Here is a 14,253-nt window from a genome sequence, read left to right as displayed (position 1 = left end):
AGTATAGGCCTGCGACCCGGCATTGTGCAGTGCGGCAGAAGACAGAGGCGCAGCTTCCCCATGTCATCCGAGAGTGCGATCACCGCGGCGGAAACGCCCGCGGTAAACGGCCATGGCGAGGCGCATTCAACCGCCACCTTCAAGGCGCTGATGCTCGGCAGCATCGGTGTCGTCTATGGCGACATCGGCACCAGCCCGCTGTACGCGCTGCGCGAAGCCGTCGTCGCGGCTGCCAGCGGCGAGGGCGCCGTGACGGCGCATGCGGTGCTCGGCGTGCTCTCGCTGATCCTGTGGGCGTTGATCGTCGTCGTGACGCTGAAATATGTCGTGATCCTGCTGCGTGCCGACAACAATGGCGAGGGCGGGACGCTGGCGCTGATGGCGCTGGCGCAGCGCGCGGTCACCAAGGGCGGAGCCGCGATCGTGCTGCTCGGCATCATCAGCGGCGCGCTGTTCTACGGCGATGCCGTCATCACCCCGGCGCTCTCGGTGCTGTCCGCGATCGAAGGCATCAAGCTCGTCACCGCCACCTTCGACCCCTACGTCGTCCCGCTCACGGTGGTGATCCTGGTCGTCTTGTTCTCGGTGCAGTCGCGCGGCACCGCGCGCGTCGCCGCGTTCTTCGGCCCCGTGATGTGCGTGTGGTTCGCCGTGATCGCGATCGCGGCGCTGCCGCAGATCGTGCAGCACCCCGAGGTACTGTACGCGTTCAACCCGATCCTTGCGGTGTCGTTCATGCTGCATCACGGCGTGATCGGCTTCATCACGCTCGGTGCGGTCTTCCTCGCCGTGACCGGCGCGGAGGCGCTCTATGCCGACCTCGGTCACTTCGGCAAACGCCCGATCCAGACCGCGTGGCTGTTCATCGTGCTGCCGTCGCTGGCGCTGAACTATCTCGGGCAGGGCGCGCTTCTGATCGGCGATCCCAAAGGTATCGAGAACCCGTTCTTCCTGATGTTCCCGGACTGGGCGCTGATCCCGATGGTCACGCTTGCGACCATGGCGACGGTGATCGCGAGCCAGGCTGTCATCACCGGCGCCTATTCGCTAACTCGGCAGGCGATCCAGCTCGGCCTGTTGCCGCGGTTCGAGATCCGCCACACCTCGGAAGCGCATTCCGGGCAGATCTACATGCCGCGTATCAACCGGTTCCTGTTTATCGCGGTCATCGTGCTGGTGCTGATGTTCCGCTCGTCGAGCGCGCTGGCGTCGGCCTACGGCATCTCCGTGACCGGCACCATGGTGGTGACGGCGATGATGGGTTTTGTGGTGATCTGGAAGGTCTGGCGCTGGTCGCCGATCGCCGCCGCGGCGTTGGTCGCGCCGTTCCTGTTCCTGGACATCACGTTCCTGGCCGCCAACCTGCTCAAGGTGTTCGAGGGCGGCTGGGTGCCGCTTGCCCTCGGCGGGGCGATGATCGTGGTGATGTATACTTGGCGGCGCGGCAGCCGGCTGTTGTTCGAGAAGTCGCGCAAGCTGGAATTTCCGCTCGCCGATCTCGTCGCGATGCTGGAGAAGCGGCCGCCGCAGCGCGTCTCCGGGACCGCTGTGTTCCTGACCAGCGATCCCGTCAGCGCGCCGACCGCGCTGATGCACAGCCTCAAGCACTACAAGGTGCTGCACGAGAAGAATGTCATCCTGACCATCGAGACCGCGCCGACGCCGCGCATCGATCCGTCCGAGCGGGTGCGGATGGAGCAGCTGACCGAGACCTTCTCCAAGGTGACACTGAAGTTCGGCTTCATGGAGCAGCCGAACGTGCCGAAGACGCTGGCGATCGCCCGCAAGCTCGGCTGGCAGTTCGACATCATGTCGACCTCCTTCTTCCTGTCCCGCCGTGCGCTGAAGCCGGCGGCCCATTCGGGCATGCCGAGTTGGCAGGACCATCTGTTCATCGCGCTGAGCCGCTCCTCGAACGATGCCACCGACTATTTCCAGATCCCGACCGGGCGGGTGGTCGAGGTCGGTACGCAAGTCACGATCTAGGGTCCACGATTCAGCGTTTCGGCGCGGCATCTAACCCGTTTCGGGTGCTTGATTTTCTCCGCGCGAGAGGCGACTTTGCGGCCCGGACCGGCGAGCCGCGCGACGCTCGCCCAAGCTGATATCGGGAGGATATTTCCGTGGCGGACCACAAGGTGGAAGATTTGTTTCCGGACGAGGTGTCGAAGGGCATAGCGGAAGGCCGCTATCTCCTGGTCGACGTCCGCGAGCCCAATGAGGTCGCCGTTGAGGCCTATCCCGATGGCGTCGTGGTGCCGTTGTCGACGTTCGATCCATCAGCGATTCCCGATCCGCAGGGCAAGCAGGTGGTGTTCGCCTGCCGCTCCGGCAAGCGCTCGGTGACGGCCTCGCTGGCCGCCCAGGCCGCGGGCCTGCCCTACGACAAGCATTTGGCGGGCGGCATCATCGGCTGGAAGGCGGCAGGACTGCCCACCAAGACCGGCGGCTGATCCCTGATATGACCTCCATGAACAAGGTCTTCGCGGACCTTCCCGTCACCATCTTCGAGGCGATGTCGCAGGCGGCGCGCGACAACAACGCCATCAATCTCGGCCAAGGCTTTCCCGACGATCCCGGACCGGAGGACATCCGCCGCGCCGCCGCGGACGCGTCCATCAACGGCTACAACCAGTATCCGTCGATGATGGGCATTCCGGAACTCCGTCAGGCGATCGCATCGCATTACGGCCACTGGCACGGGCTCAAGCTCGATCCGATGACCGAGGTGATGGTCACCTCCGGCGGCACCGAGGCGCTGACCTCCTCGATCCTCGCCGTGGTCGAGCCGGGCGACGAGGTGGTCTGCTTTCAGCCGGTGTATGATTCCTATCTGCCGATCATCCGCCAGGCCGGCGGCATTCCGCGGCTGTTGCGGCTCGAGCCGCCGGAGTGGCGGCTGAACGAGGAGATGCTGCGCAGCGTCTTCAACCACAAGACCAAGGCGGTGCTGTTCAACAATCCGCTCAATCCGGCGGCGGTGGTCTATCCGCGCGAGGACCTCGAACTGCTGGCGCGGTACTGCCAGGAGTTCGACGTGGTCGCGATCTGCGACGAGGTCTGGGAGCACGTCGTGTTCGACGGCCGCGTGCACATCCCGCTGATCACGATTCCCGGTATGCGCGACCGCACGATCAAGGTGGGCAGCGCGGGCAAGATCTTCTCGCTGACCGGATGGAAGATCGGCTTCGTCTGCGCCGCGCCCCCGCTGCTGCGCGTCGCTGCGAAGGTGCACCAGTTCCTCACCTTCACGACGGCGCCCAATCTGCAGGCGGCCGTCGCGTACGGCCTCAGCAAGCCGGACGATTATTTCTTCGACATGCGCAAGGACATGGCGCGCAGCCGCGACCGCCTCACAAAGGGGCTCGAGAGCATTGGCTTTCCGGTGCTGAAGTCGCAGGGGACCTACTTCCTCACCGTCGATCTGTCGCCGCTTGGTCTGAACGAGACCGATGCGGAGTTCTGCTGGCGAATTGTGCAGGATTACAAGGTGGCGGCTATTCCAGTGTCGGCGTTTTACGAGCAGGATGCGGTGACGTCGGTGGTGCGTTTCTGTTTCGCCAAGAAGGACTCGACGCTCGACACCGCGCTGGAGCGGCTGTCCGACGCAGTCCATCGTCGCAAGAGGTAAGCCAGAATGCAGAAGCAGAGCCGTCGTTTCGTCAGCCTCGTCGGCGCGATCGCCACGGTTCTGTTGTTCGCTGCCTCCGCACGTGCGGAGGAGCGCACGGTCAATTTCTACAACTGGTCGAACTACATGGCGCCGGGAGTCCTCGAGGACTTCACCAAGGAAACCGGTATCAAGGTCGTCTACGATACGTTTGACGCCAACGAGACGCTGGAGACGCGGCTGCTTGCCGGCAAGTCGGGCTACGACGTCGTGGTCCCGACCGGCTATTTCCTGCAGCGGCAGATCACCGCGAAGGTATTCCTCAAGCTCGACAAATCGAAGCTGCCGAACCTCGCCAATGCGTGGCCGGTGGTGACCGGTCAGCTCGCGACCTACGATCCCGGCAATAATTACGGCGCCAACTACATGTGGGGCACCACCGGCATCGGCTACAACGTCAAGATGGCGGAGAAGATTCTCAGGCCCGATGCCAGGATCGACAGCTGGGACATGGTGTTCAAGCCGGAGAATCTCGCCAAGTTCAAGGATTGCGGAATTCACATGCTGGATTCCGCCGACGACATCCTGCCGGCGGCGCTAAGCTATCTCGGCCTGGACCCGAACTCGACCAAGCAGGCCGACCTAGAGAAGGCCGCCGACCTCGTCATCAAGATCCGGCCCTATGTGCGCAAATTCCACTCGTCCGAATATCTCAGCGCGCTGGCCTCGGGTGAGATCTGCTTTGTGGTCGGATGGTCGGGCGACATCATGCAGGCGCGCAGCCGGGCGGCGGAAGCCAAGGCCGGCGTCGAGATCGGCTACACGATCCCGAAGGAAGGCGCGCAGATGTTCTTCGACAATCTCGCGATTCCGGCGGACGCGAAGAACGTCGCCGAGGCCTACGAGCTGATCAACTACCTCTACCGTCCCGACGTCGCGGCCAAGAATTCGAACTTCCTGTCCTACGCCAACGGCAATCTGGCGAGCCAGAAGCTGATCGATCCGAAGATATTCAACGACAAGAACATCTATCCCGACGAGGCGATGCAGAAGAAGCTGTTCGTGATCACGGCGCGCGATCCGGCGACGCAGCGGATCATCAATCGGCTGTGGACTCGCGTGAAGACCGGGAAGTGACATTCTCGTCGCAGTCGCGTGCCGTCATTGCGAGGAGCGTCAGCGACGAAGCAATCCATGGTTCCGCAAGTGGCGATGCTTCGCTTCGCTCGCAATGACGAATGACAGTCTCCGCCTACCGCCAGCGCCGGTGCAGCCAGAGCCACTGATCCGGATATTCGCGGACCCAGCCCTCGACGATGTCGGTGATCGCCTGCATCGTGCCCTGGATGTCGATCTGGCCGGATGCGTCGAACACCGGCTTCACTTCCTCGGTGACCTCGCCGCGGAAACGGCCGTCGGGCAGGCGGATGATCCGGGTGCCGTGGATCGGGCAATCGATCTGCCGGCGCAAGCGCGCCAGCAGCGGATTCGCGGTGGTCTTGCGGCCGAAGAAGGTCACGGGAACGCCGTTGGTCAAATACTGGTCGACCAGCATCGCGACGTGCTGGCCCCGCTGAAGCGCCTGCGCCAGCTTGAGCGGCGCGTCGCGGCCGGCCGGGACCAGCGTGCCGAGGTTGACTGCGCGGATCCGTTCGATGGCACGGTCGGCTGCTTCGATGTTCGGCCGCCGGAACAGGATCGTAGCGTCGAGCCCATGTGCCGCCGCGGCAATCGGAGAGAGCTCCCAGTTGCCGAGATGTGCGGCAAAGAACAAGGCCGGCTTGCCGTCGTCACGCAACTGGTCGAACAGCTGCTTGCTGCGCGCCGAGAACTCGACGCGACCCGGCTTGTCGGGATTCTGGGGATCGTGGTCCCAGATGCGGTCGATGTGCGCGAATTCGGCCCCGATGCGTCCGAGGTTGTGCCAGACGCCGGTCAGGATCTCTTCGATCTCCTGCGGTGACTTCTCCGGGAAGGCGGCCGTGAGATTCTCGCGGCCGATGCGATCCTCGCGCAGCCGGCGGCCGATGAAATGCGCGGCGCGGCCGAAGAACCGTGCGGTCTTCTCCGGATCGAAATAGCGCGTGGTGCGCAGCAGGCCGATCGTCAGCCCGCCGATCGCCGCATCGGTCACAGGTTTTGCGGCATCACGCAGATGCGCGCGGGCGCGAAGGAGCAGGCGTTTCATCTGATAAGGCGAGGGCGCTAGGCCGGCTCGCGCGTCAGGATCAGCGAAGCGTTCTGCCCGCCGAACCCGAACGAGTTCGACATCACGGCGGTCACCTTGGCGTCGCGCGCCTTGTTGCCGACCACATCGAACGGGATCGCGGGATCGGGCACCTCGTAGTTGATCGTCGGCGGAATCCGCTGATGCTCGAGCGTGAGCAGCGAGAAGATCGCCTCGACCGCACCGGCGGCCGAGATGGTGTGGCCGACCATCGATTTGTTCGACGACACCGGAATGTTTTTGGTGTGTTCGCCGAACACCGCCGCGGTCGCAAGATATTCCATCTTGTCGTTTTCCGGCGTCGAGGTGCCGTGCGCGTTGATGTGATCGATTTGCTCGGGCTCCATGCCCGCGTCAGCAAGTGTCTTGCGCACGCAGCCGATCGCCGGCTTGCCGTCCGGGGAAGAGCGGGTGCGGTGGAAGGAGTCGGTGAGCTCGCCGCAGCCGGCGACGACGCCGAGGATGCGCGCGCCGCGCGCCATCGCCGCGTCGTAGCTCTCCAGCACCAATGCGCCAGCGCCTTCGGCCATCACGAAGCCGTCGCGGTTCTTCGAAAACGGCTTTGAGGCGCCCTGGGGCGGATCGTTCTGGGTGGAGAGCGCCGAGAGCAGCGAGAAGCGCACCATGGCTTCCGGATTGACCGAGCCGTCGGTCGCGACGCACAGCGTTGCATCGGTCTCGCCGCGGCGGATCGCCTCGACGCCGAGCTGGATCGCAGTCGCACCGGACGCACAAGCCGTCGAGAGCGAGATCGGCGACCCCTTGGTGCCGAAGGTCTCGGCGAGGTTGAGCGCGACCGAACCGAAAGTGAAGCGCCGGTGGAAGTGGGCGAACTTGCCGCCGCTGCAGGTCGCCAGATAGTCGATGATGCCAAAGTCCTTGGTCGGAACCTCGCGCGCGACCTCGAGCCGCTGCGGCCACTCGGTCTCGATCGGCGCGACCGCGAGAAACAGCGGGCCGGGGAAGTCGCCCTTGCTGCCGATGCCGGACTGCTCCAGCGCTTCTTCGGTCGCGATCTCGGCCAGGCGCTGCGACAGGCTGGTCGAGGAGAACGGGTCGACGGTGACGAAATCGACGGCGCCGGCCATCGTCGTCTTCAGACTGTCGAGCGGGAAGCGCGTCACGGTCTTGATGCCGGACTCGCCCGCGCTGAGGCGCCTCCAATTGTCGGTCTTGCCGCCGCCGAGCGACGTCACAATTCCCATGCCGGTCACGACGACGATCGGTCGGCCGAATTTATCGCGTGGTGCTGTCATGGTGTCCCCGTCGGTGCTTGCGCCGAATTTACTTGACGGCCTCGACCAGTGCCATGCCTTCGCCCTGCCAGTGGCCGACCCCCAACACGACAATCTGGGTTGGCGCTTCGGTCTTTTCAACCTCCAGCCCGGTCGGGTCGTTGGCCGGATAGAGCGCGCCGCGCGAGATCGACAACGCGGCCAGCGCCAGCCCGAGCGGGAACTGCGCCTCCATGGTGTGCCCAAAGGTCGTTCCGGTGGCGCGTACGGCAAGGCCGGGATGCTGAGCGAGGAATTCACGCTCCTCGGCGGTCGCAGGCTCGGCGCCGGTCGCGCCCGTGATCAGCATGGCGTTGTCGTTGCTGACCCCGAGCTGTGGCCACATCGCCTGCAGCGACTTCGTCACGGCGCCGGGCTGCTTGCGCTTGGCAAGATCGGCGACCACCTTGGTGAGCTTGGCGTACGGCTTGGCGCCGCGCGCCTCGGCATGCTCGCGCGACTCCATCACCAGGAAGGCGCCGGCGGAGCCGATGGCGAAGCCCGGGTTGTTTCGGCGGGCCCAGACCGACGCGTATTGATCCTTGAGGGCGAAGTCGCCGAACGAATAGAGCATCAAGAGGTCGCCGCGATCGCCGTTGTGGGCCGCGCCGACCAGCGCGATGTCGCTCTGTCCGGCCCCGATGCGCGCGACGGCGATCCGCGCTGCGTCGATGCTCGCGGCTTCCTCGCCCATGAAGGTGCGCGACGTCCCGCACACGCCGTGAACGATCGCGATGTTGCCGGCGAGCAGGTTGGAGAGCTGCGCCAGGAACAGCGTCGGGCGCAACTCGTTCATCAGCTTCTCGTTGAGGACGGCAGGCGGCAGCTTGCCCTGCGCATCGGCGTTCATGATCGCCAGGTCGACATTGAGGTCACGCTCGCCGCCACCGGCTGCGATGATCATGTCCATCCGCGACAGGATTTCCTGATTGCTTTTGACGCCGGCGGAATCAAGCGCCAGCCCGGCGGCGTAGGTGCCGATCCGCTGCCATGTCTCCATCTGACGCTGATCGCCCTTCTTTGGGATCTGGACGTCGAAGCTGACGGGAGCAATCGGATGGATCACATACGGCGCGAGGTGTTTCTCGTCCGCATTGATGCGCTTGGCGCCGAGCGCCTCCCAATGCGCATCCAGCCCCTCGCCGAGCGAGGAGAGCAAGCCTACGCCAGTGATCCAGACTTCCTTTTCAGCCATTACTCATTGCCTGCTGCGGAAACCCGATCTTGTTGGCCATCGCGTCCATGTGCACACGCAAGTCCGGATTGGGGAAGGGGATATGGCGGAAGGTCAGCTCGGCATTGCACTTGAGCTCCTTGCCGACGCGGACTTTCGCCGAGGTCACGGTGAAGCCTGAACCTTCGTGTTCGATCTTGGCTTCGATCGTCAGTGTCGAGCCGGGGCTGACGAAGCCACGCATCTTGGCTTCCTTGACCATGGCCAGGAAGGGCATGCGCTCGAACTTGGTCAGACCGAGGATCAGCCAGCCCGAGCTTTGAGCCATTGCTTCGGTGAGCAGCACACCGGGCATGATCGGGTAGCCCGGGAAGTGCCCTGCAAACACAGAGTGGCTGTCCGGCGGGACATCCGCCTCGACGACAATGGTCTTTGCGTCGAGGTTGAGGTCGACGATCCGATCGATCAGCTGAAAAGTTTCAAGCTGCATGATGGGCGATTACGAGGCCGAGCCCGTACCCGCATTCTTGGCCGCAACCAGCTCGTCGATGCGGTCGGCGAGATTCTGCAGCACGAAGTACTGCTCAGTCGTGGCCTTGCCGTCGTTGACCTCCTGGGTCCACTTCTCAAGCGGCATCTTGATCCCGAAGGCCTTGTCGATGGCAAAGGCGATGTCGAGGAAGTCGAGGCTGTCGATCCCCAGATCGTCGATCGCGTGGCTCTCCGGCTTGATCGTATCGCGCGGGATGTCGCAGGTCTCCGCGATAATGTTGGCGATCTGCTCGAATGTGGATGACATCATTAAGCCTTTGATATATTGAAGGTAAATCCGGGTCGGCTCGGAGGAGGCGGGCGCGGTGCCCCGGATTGCCTGATTGCTGCTGCCGGAGTCGTGTGCCCGTATATCGGAGCAGGGCCGTTAGTTCAATGGAGCTTGGCCGGCCGGGCGAGGACGGTTTTTGGGTACGGTTCCGGCCTGCCTAGCTGCGTGGCATCACCGTAATCTTCGCGCAATCCCGGCGGCCCATCAGCACGCAATCCTGGGTCTTGCGCAAATCGGCGATGCTCATGGCGAGCCAGATGCCGATCGCGGTGAGCGCCACGGTAAAGGCGAAGGCGGCGATGTTGGCGAGCATGCGCTGGCGGAAATCATCCGGCTCCTCGCGCGGCTTCTCATAGCGGGAGAGGTCGTTGGCGACGGAAACAGGGCGGGTCGATCGGACCGCCTCCTCGCGCTTGCCGGGCGGCTGCGCCGAGGTACGCGGCCGGAATTTGAGCACCACGTGCTCGTCATCCGAGGAAATTGGCCGCTGCGTCTTCACTGTTGTCAGTCCGGTCGCGTCGCCGCTTATGTTTAGCATGTTCGCTGCGCTTCACACCTAAAATCTTGATGCGCGCAGAGGTGGTATTTATCCTTCGATGGTCTCGTGGAACCGACCGTAGTCGATGCGCAGACGGCCGTCGTCGGTCGTCTGCAGCATCTTGGCATAGCGATGGCCGAAACGTACGTCAGAGTTTTCGTACGATTTTCGCGCGTGCACAGTTTGCGCTGCACCGTCGTCATAGCCCGACACGAAGAGGCCGAGCCCGGCATTGGCGGTGATGTTGTGCCGCTCGTTGGCCAGGCGGATCATCAACGTGAGCTGGCCCTCATGGTCCGAGATCACGGGGTTGTCGGCGAACAGCAGGCGTGCGCTCGGCCGCGAGAAGCGGGCGAAGATCAGCCCGGTCATCAGCGACATCGAGAACAGGATGCGGTCATGCAGCGATGGCTGATGTCTGCCCAGAAACTCAGCTCCAACCCCTCGGTCACGACCTCGCGGTTGCCGAAACGGATCATGCGCGCCTTCACGCGATCGCTTGTTCTCAAAGCCATTCCGCCGAACCGGCTCTTCCGCCTGCTTGCGACATCATGTCATAATGGAACCCATTCCGGAGTGCCGGTCAAACGGGAGTGCAAATCATGGCCCATACGCGCGAGCCTTACGTCAAACCGGTCCCGATCCTGTCGCTGCGACCGACCCAGATGACGGTCGGCATGCAGGAGGTGAAGGAGAAGCGGAAGCGCTGGCGCGAGCACAGTTCGGACAAGAAGCGCGCCGAACTCTTGGGCAAGCACATGATCCCCGTGGTCCATGGTCCGGACGATCGCTACTACGTGGTCGACCATCATCACATGGCGCGGGCGCTGCACGAGGAGGGCGTCAAGGACATCCTGGTCACGGTGATCGGCGATCTCACGATGGTCGAGCGTGACGTGTTCTGGGGCGTGATGGACAACAAACGCTGGGTCTATCCCTACGACTCCAAGGGCGAGCGCCGGCACTTCAGGGACATTCCGAAATCGATCAAGGACCTCAAGGACGATCCGTTCCGCAGCCTCGCCGGCGAGATGCGCCGGGCCGGCGGCTTTGCCAAGGACACGACGCCGTTCAGCGAATTCCTGTGGGCCGACTTCCTGCGCCGCCACATCCCGCGCAAGACCGTGGAGAACAATTTCGCCAAGGCGCTGGAAAAGGGGTTGGAGCTGGGCCGGGGCAAGGAGGCGGTCTATTTGCCCGGATGGTGTGGGCCGGCATCTGACGACTGACCGGGCGCGACCTCCGGTCCGTCTTGGTCCTCCCTGCCGCCGAGCGCGCGGTGCAGCCACCGCTCGGTCCGCTTGCCGAAGGTCAGCAGCAGGAATGCCAGCACGAGCACGGTGATGACGATCGGCCAGTGTCCGGCGCCGCAGACGATCCCGACGCAGGCGGCGAAGAACGCGCATGCGGCGCTGGTCAGGCCGTGGACGTGATAGCGGTCGCCCCGTCGGACGATCACGCCGGCGCCAAGAAAGCCGATGCCGGTCAGCACACCCTGGATTACGCGGCTGACCGCATCGGTGAATTTCCCCGGATCGACCGCCTGCAAGGCCAGCAGCACGACCGTGGCCGTCGAGAGGCTGACGAGACCCAGTGTCTTCAGCCCGATCGGCTTGCCGCGCAGGTCGCGGTCGAGCCCGATCGCGCTGCCGGCAAGAGTGGCCGCGCCGAGACGCAGGATGATCTCGCTCCAGTCTACCAAGGCGTCCTCTATTTCGGCTGCCGGCCGAGCATGTAGAACTCGGCGTTCGGCCGCATACCGGTGACGTTCGCAAGCCGGTTCGAAAGCGCGAAGAAGGCCGCGACCGCGGCGATGTCCCAGACGTCGTCGTCGCTGAAGCCGTGGGCAGCGAGCGCGGCAAAGTCCGCCTCCGAGACCTCCTCGGCCGCGCGGCTGACCTTCATCGCGAAATCGAGCATCGCGCGCTGTCGCGGCGTGATGTCGGCCTTGCGGTAGTTGATTGCGATCTGGTCGGCGATCTCAGGGTTCTTGGCGCGGATGCGCAGGATCGCGCCATGGGCGATTACGCAATACTGGCACTGGTTGGCAGCGCTGGTCGCCACCACGATCATCTCGCGTTCGGCCTTGGAGAGGCCGGAGTCCTTTTCCATCAGCGCGTCGTGATAGGCAAAGAACGCGCGAAACTCGTCGGGGCGGTAGGCCAGAGTGAGGAAGACGTTCGGCACGAATCCGGACTTCTCCTGCACCGCCAGGATGCGGGTGCGGATATCCTCGGGGAGCTTGTCGAGAGCGGGCGTCGGGAAGCGTTTTGCGGTCGGCTGCGTCATGAGATGGTTCCGGCGTGCCGCGGGGACGCGGCGTCACGCGAAACCATAGTGGATGACGGCTTGGGCGCAAGGCGCATCGGCGCCCTGCCATAATGACGTCAGCGCAGTGGCTTCTTCAGGAGCGAGAAGCGGTCCGGATCGAGGCCCAGTGACGGCTGCAGCATCGGCGCCTCGGCGGGCGCCACGGAGCGCGGCGGTGCGGGAGCGTTGAAGTTGGCGTCGCTCTGCGTGTCGCGATGCGAGGTGGCGCCGCGCCAGCGCTCCAGCACGGCGCTGACGAAATGCATGTCATGGCCGGCAGTGACCGACGGCACCGTTGCGATGGTGGCTTCGCCGCGCGGCAGCTGGTGCGGCGGCACCTCCTTGAAGCGCAGCCGGGTCGGTAGCGCTACGCCTTCGCCGAACGCCAGCACTTCGCGGGTGCCGAGCGAAGGCACGAACGACAGCAAATTGGCGGCGGCATCCGACACCGCGGAGCGCAGCAGCGCCTGGTCGCGGTCGTTGGCGAGGCGCATCGTGAACAGCGTGTTGCACTGGGAGATGATGGTCGCGTCGAGCTCGGCCGGACGCTGCGTGATCAGGCCGAGATAGACGCCGTATTTGCGGCCTTCCTTGGCGATGCGCGACACCGCCTTGCGGGTCGGCCCGAAGCCGATGTTGCGGTCCGCGGAGGCGTAGCGGTGCGCTTCCTCGCAGACGAACAGCATCGGCGAGACGCCGTCGCTCCACAGCCCGAAATCGAACGCCATCCGACACAGCACCGACACCACGGAATCGACGACTTCGGCCGGGAAGCCCGCGAGCTGCATGATGGTCATCGGCTTGCCGTTGGCGGGCAGGCGGAACAGATGGCTGATCACCTCGGCCATGGTGTCGCCGCCGACATTGGCATTGTCGAACATGAAGGCGTAGCGCGGATCGTTGCGCACCGCGTCGATACGCGAGATCAGCTTGTGATAGATGATGCGCGAGGAGCGGTTCTCGAGCTTGCCCATGCGCTCGTCGATCAGCGAGATCAGGTCGACGAGGCGATAGGGCACCGGCGTATCCACGGTGTAGCCGACCTGCTTGGGGTCGACCCGCTTGAGCCCGAGACCGACCCGGTCGGAGTTCTGGTACTGGGTGTAGATGCCCTTCGCCATCGGTATCACTTCGGCGAGGATGTCGAGCTCTTCGGGCACGCCGGGCCGGCCGCCGAACAGCACGTCGACGATCTCTTCGAAGTTGAACAGCCAGAACGGCAGCTTCAGGTTTCGCGGGTTGAGCACCTGCGCGCGCTCGCCGAAGCAGCGGCCGTATTCGTTGTGCACGTCGAGCAGGAAGATGCGCAGGTTCGGCCGCGACTTCAGGATCTCGTTGAGCAGCAGCGACACGCCGGTGGATTTGCCGACGCCGGTCGAGCCGAGCACCGCGAAGTGCTTGGAGAGCATTTCCTCGACATCGACATAGGCGATGACCGAACGGTCCTGCTGCAGCGTGCCGACATTGATCTGGTCCGAGCCGCTCGGTGCATAGACCGTGCGCAGCTCCTGGTTGGTGATCAAATCGGTGCTGTCGCCGATGGTCGGATAGTGGGTGACGCCGCGTTGGAACTTCGGGCGATCGCCGCCGAGGATTTCGCCGAGCAGGTCGACCGAGGCGGTCGCCATGTATTCGTCGGACGCCGGCAGGTTCTCGCACGACACTTCGGTGATCATGGCGACGATGACCGAACTCGCGCAGCGGATGCTGACGAAACGTCCGACGGTCGCGCGCATTTCCGAAAACTGCATCTGGCCGCCGGCCGATAGCCCAACCCGGGCCTGCGAGCCGCGAACAGAGATCACACGTCCAAAGGATGTCACAGTTCCAGCCTGGCTCGTTCGCAAAATCTAAATGTCCGGACCAATATGCGCGCCCGGGTTTAGAGAAACCGTTAAATCGCCGAGGTTGCGCATCGGCTAAATCTACACCTTCCCGGTGACGATTTGTTTCTATCGTGCAGCGAGATTGCGCTCGGTCGCGCCCATCGGCGGCGAAATCGTCGCTTTCCGGCACAGCCGGGTTTGTTTCGCGGTTTGTCCGTTAACGCGGGATTCACCATCTTCGAGGAGTGCATCGGCAGCTCCGTAGGTTTACGGAGATTTCGGCGCGGTATGTTGCGCTCTATCTCCAGGTATCGTGTAACCGATTGCTAACTGCGAGTTGTAACGACCTTTCCATCAGTGCCGCGTAACGATGCCGCGGCCGGGAGAGATCAGCGTGCGCATCGAACACCGCAATTCATCGTCAGGAAATGCCGACGCCGGCTCGACCAAGGGGCTGGCGTTCTGTGCCGG

15 protein-coding genes are annotated in these 14,253 nt (G+C 64.1%); 5 read left to right on the top strand and 10 right to left on the bottom strand.

Annotation, left to right across the window (positions count from 1 at the left end):
* Positions 1 to 60: 60 nt before the first annotated feature.
* The 4 genes from ACVW1C_RS04155 to ACVW1C_RS04140 all read left to right on the top strand — a co-directional run bounded on the left by ACVW1C_RS04155 (position 61) and on the right by ACVW1C_RS04140 (position 4,747).
* Positions 61 to 1,986, top strand: a complete 1,926-nt coding sequence (locus ACVW1C_RS04155; protein WP_456757293.1) for a potassium transporter Kup — start codon at positions 61 to 63, stop codon at positions 1,984 to 1,986.
* A 137-nt stretch (positions 1,987 to 2,123) separates the two neighbouring features.
* Positions 2,124 to 2,453, top strand: coding sequence for a rhodanese-like domain-containing protein (locus tag ACVW1C_RS04150; RefSeq protein ID WP_176531973.1), 330 nt, complete (start codon positions 2,124 to 2,126; stop codon positions 2,451 to 2,453).
* An 8-nt stretch (positions 2,454 to 2,461) separates the two neighbouring features.
* Positions 2,462 to 3,631, top strand: a complete 1,170-nt coding sequence (locus tag ACVW1C_RS04145) for an aminotransferase (protein ID WP_456757292.1) — start codon at positions 2,462 to 2,464, stop codon at positions 3,629 to 3,631.
* A 6-nt stretch (positions 3,632 to 3,637) separates the two neighbouring features.
* A complete protein-coding gene (locus ACVW1C_RS04140; RefSeq protein WP_456757291.1) occupies positions 3,638 to 4,747 on the top strand; it encodes a polyamine ABC transporter substrate-binding protein in 1,110 nt (369 codons plus the stop codon).
* A 115-nt stretch (positions 4,748 to 4,862) separates the two neighbouring features.
* On the opposite strand, the gene ACVW1C_RS04135 is transcribed toward ACVW1C_RS04140, so the two are convergent.
* From ACVW1C_RS04135 to ACVW1C_RS04105, 7 genes are all read right to left on the bottom strand, one after another.
* Entirely contained in the window at positions 4,863 to 5,798 is a 936-nt protein-coding gene (locus ACVW1C_RS04135) for a lipid A biosynthesis lauroyl acyltransferase (RefSeq protein ID WP_456757290.1), read from the bottom strand.
* 17 nt (positions 5,799 to 5,815) lie between these two features.
* The gene (locus tag ACVW1C_RS04130) at positions 5,816 to 7,093 is read right to left on the bottom strand and encodes a beta-ketoacyl-ACP synthase (protein WP_456757289.1); all 1,278 of its coding nucleotides are present in this window, start codon (positions 7,091 to 7,093) and stop codon (positions 5,816 to 5,818) included.
* Positions 7,094 to 7,121: 28 nt separating this feature from the next.
* Positions 7,122 to 8,306 (bottom strand): beta-ketoacyl-ACP synthase, encoded by a 1,185-nt coding sequence (locus ACVW1C_RS04125; RefSeq protein WP_456757288.1) that lies wholly within the window; start codon positions 8,304 to 8,306, stop codon positions 7,122 to 7,124.
* Positions 8,299 to 8,775, bottom strand: a complete 477-nt coding sequence (locus tag ACVW1C_RS04120; protein WP_456757287.1) for a 3-hydroxyacyl-ACP dehydratase FabZ family protein — start codon at positions 8,773 to 8,775, stop codon at positions 8,299 to 8,301. The genes ACVW1C_RS04125 and ACVW1C_RS04120 overlap by 8 nt, the downstream gene beginning before the upstream one ends.
* Positions 8,776 to 8,784: 9 nt before the next feature.
* Positions 8,785 to 9,084 (bottom strand): acyl carrier protein, encoded by a 300-nt coding sequence (locus ACVW1C_RS04115; protein WP_021081038.1) that lies wholly within the window; start codon positions 9,082 to 9,084, stop codon positions 8,785 to 8,787.
* Positions 9,085 to 9,265: 181 nt separating this feature from the next.
* The gene (locus tag ACVW1C_RS04110) at positions 9,266 to 9,607 is read right to left on the bottom strand and encodes a hypothetical protein (RefSeq protein WP_456762993.1); all 342 of its coding nucleotides are present in this window, start codon (positions 9,605 to 9,607) and stop codon (positions 9,266 to 9,268) included.
* A gap of 87 nt (positions 9,608 to 9,694) precedes the next feature.
* A complete protein-coding gene (locus tag ACVW1C_RS04105) occupies positions 9,695 to 10,018 on the bottom strand; it encodes a hypothetical protein (RefSeq protein WP_456757286.1) in 324 nt (107 codons plus the stop codon).
* Between the two features lie 230 nt (positions 10,019 to 10,248).
* On the opposite strand from ACVW1C_RS04105, the gene ACVW1C_RS04100 reads away from it, so the two are divergent.
* Positions 10,249 to 10,875 carry a ParB-like protein gene (locus ACVW1C_RS04100; protein ID WP_456757285.1) on the top strand — a complete coding sequence of 209 codons (627 nt, stop codon included), beginning with the start codon at positions 10,249 to 10,251 and terminating at the stop codon, positions 10,873 to 10,875.
* Here the strand turns inward: ACVW1C_RS04100 and ACVW1C_RS04095 are convergent.
* From ACVW1C_RS04095 to ACVW1C_RS04085, 3 genes are all read right to left on the bottom strand, one after another.
* Positions 10,836 to 11,348: an MgtC/SapB family protein gene (locus tag ACVW1C_RS04095; RefSeq protein ID WP_456757284.1), complete on the bottom strand. Its 513-nt coding sequence runs from the start codon at positions 11,346 to 11,348 to the stop codon at positions 10,836 to 10,838. The genes ACVW1C_RS04100 and ACVW1C_RS04095 overlap by 40 nt on opposite strands.
* A gap of 8 nt (positions 11,349 to 11,356) precedes the next feature.
* Complete coding sequence (locus ACVW1C_RS04090; RefSeq protein WP_173642221.1) at positions 11,357 to 11,935, bottom strand: peroxidase-related enzyme; 579 nt, start codon at positions 11,933 to 11,935, stop codon at positions 11,357 to 11,359.
* A gap of 98 nt (positions 11,936 to 12,033) precedes the next feature.
* Entirely contained in the window at positions 12,034 to 13,779 is a 1,746-nt protein-coding gene (locus ACVW1C_RS04085; RefSeq protein WP_456757283.1) for an ATP-binding protein, read from the bottom strand.
* Between the last annotated feature and the right edge of the window lie 474 nt (positions 13,780 to 14,253).

This window comes from Bradyrhizobium sp. USDA 4011 (genome assembly GCF_054063415.1).
This window is presented reverse-complemented; position numbering and strand designations above follow the sequence as displayed.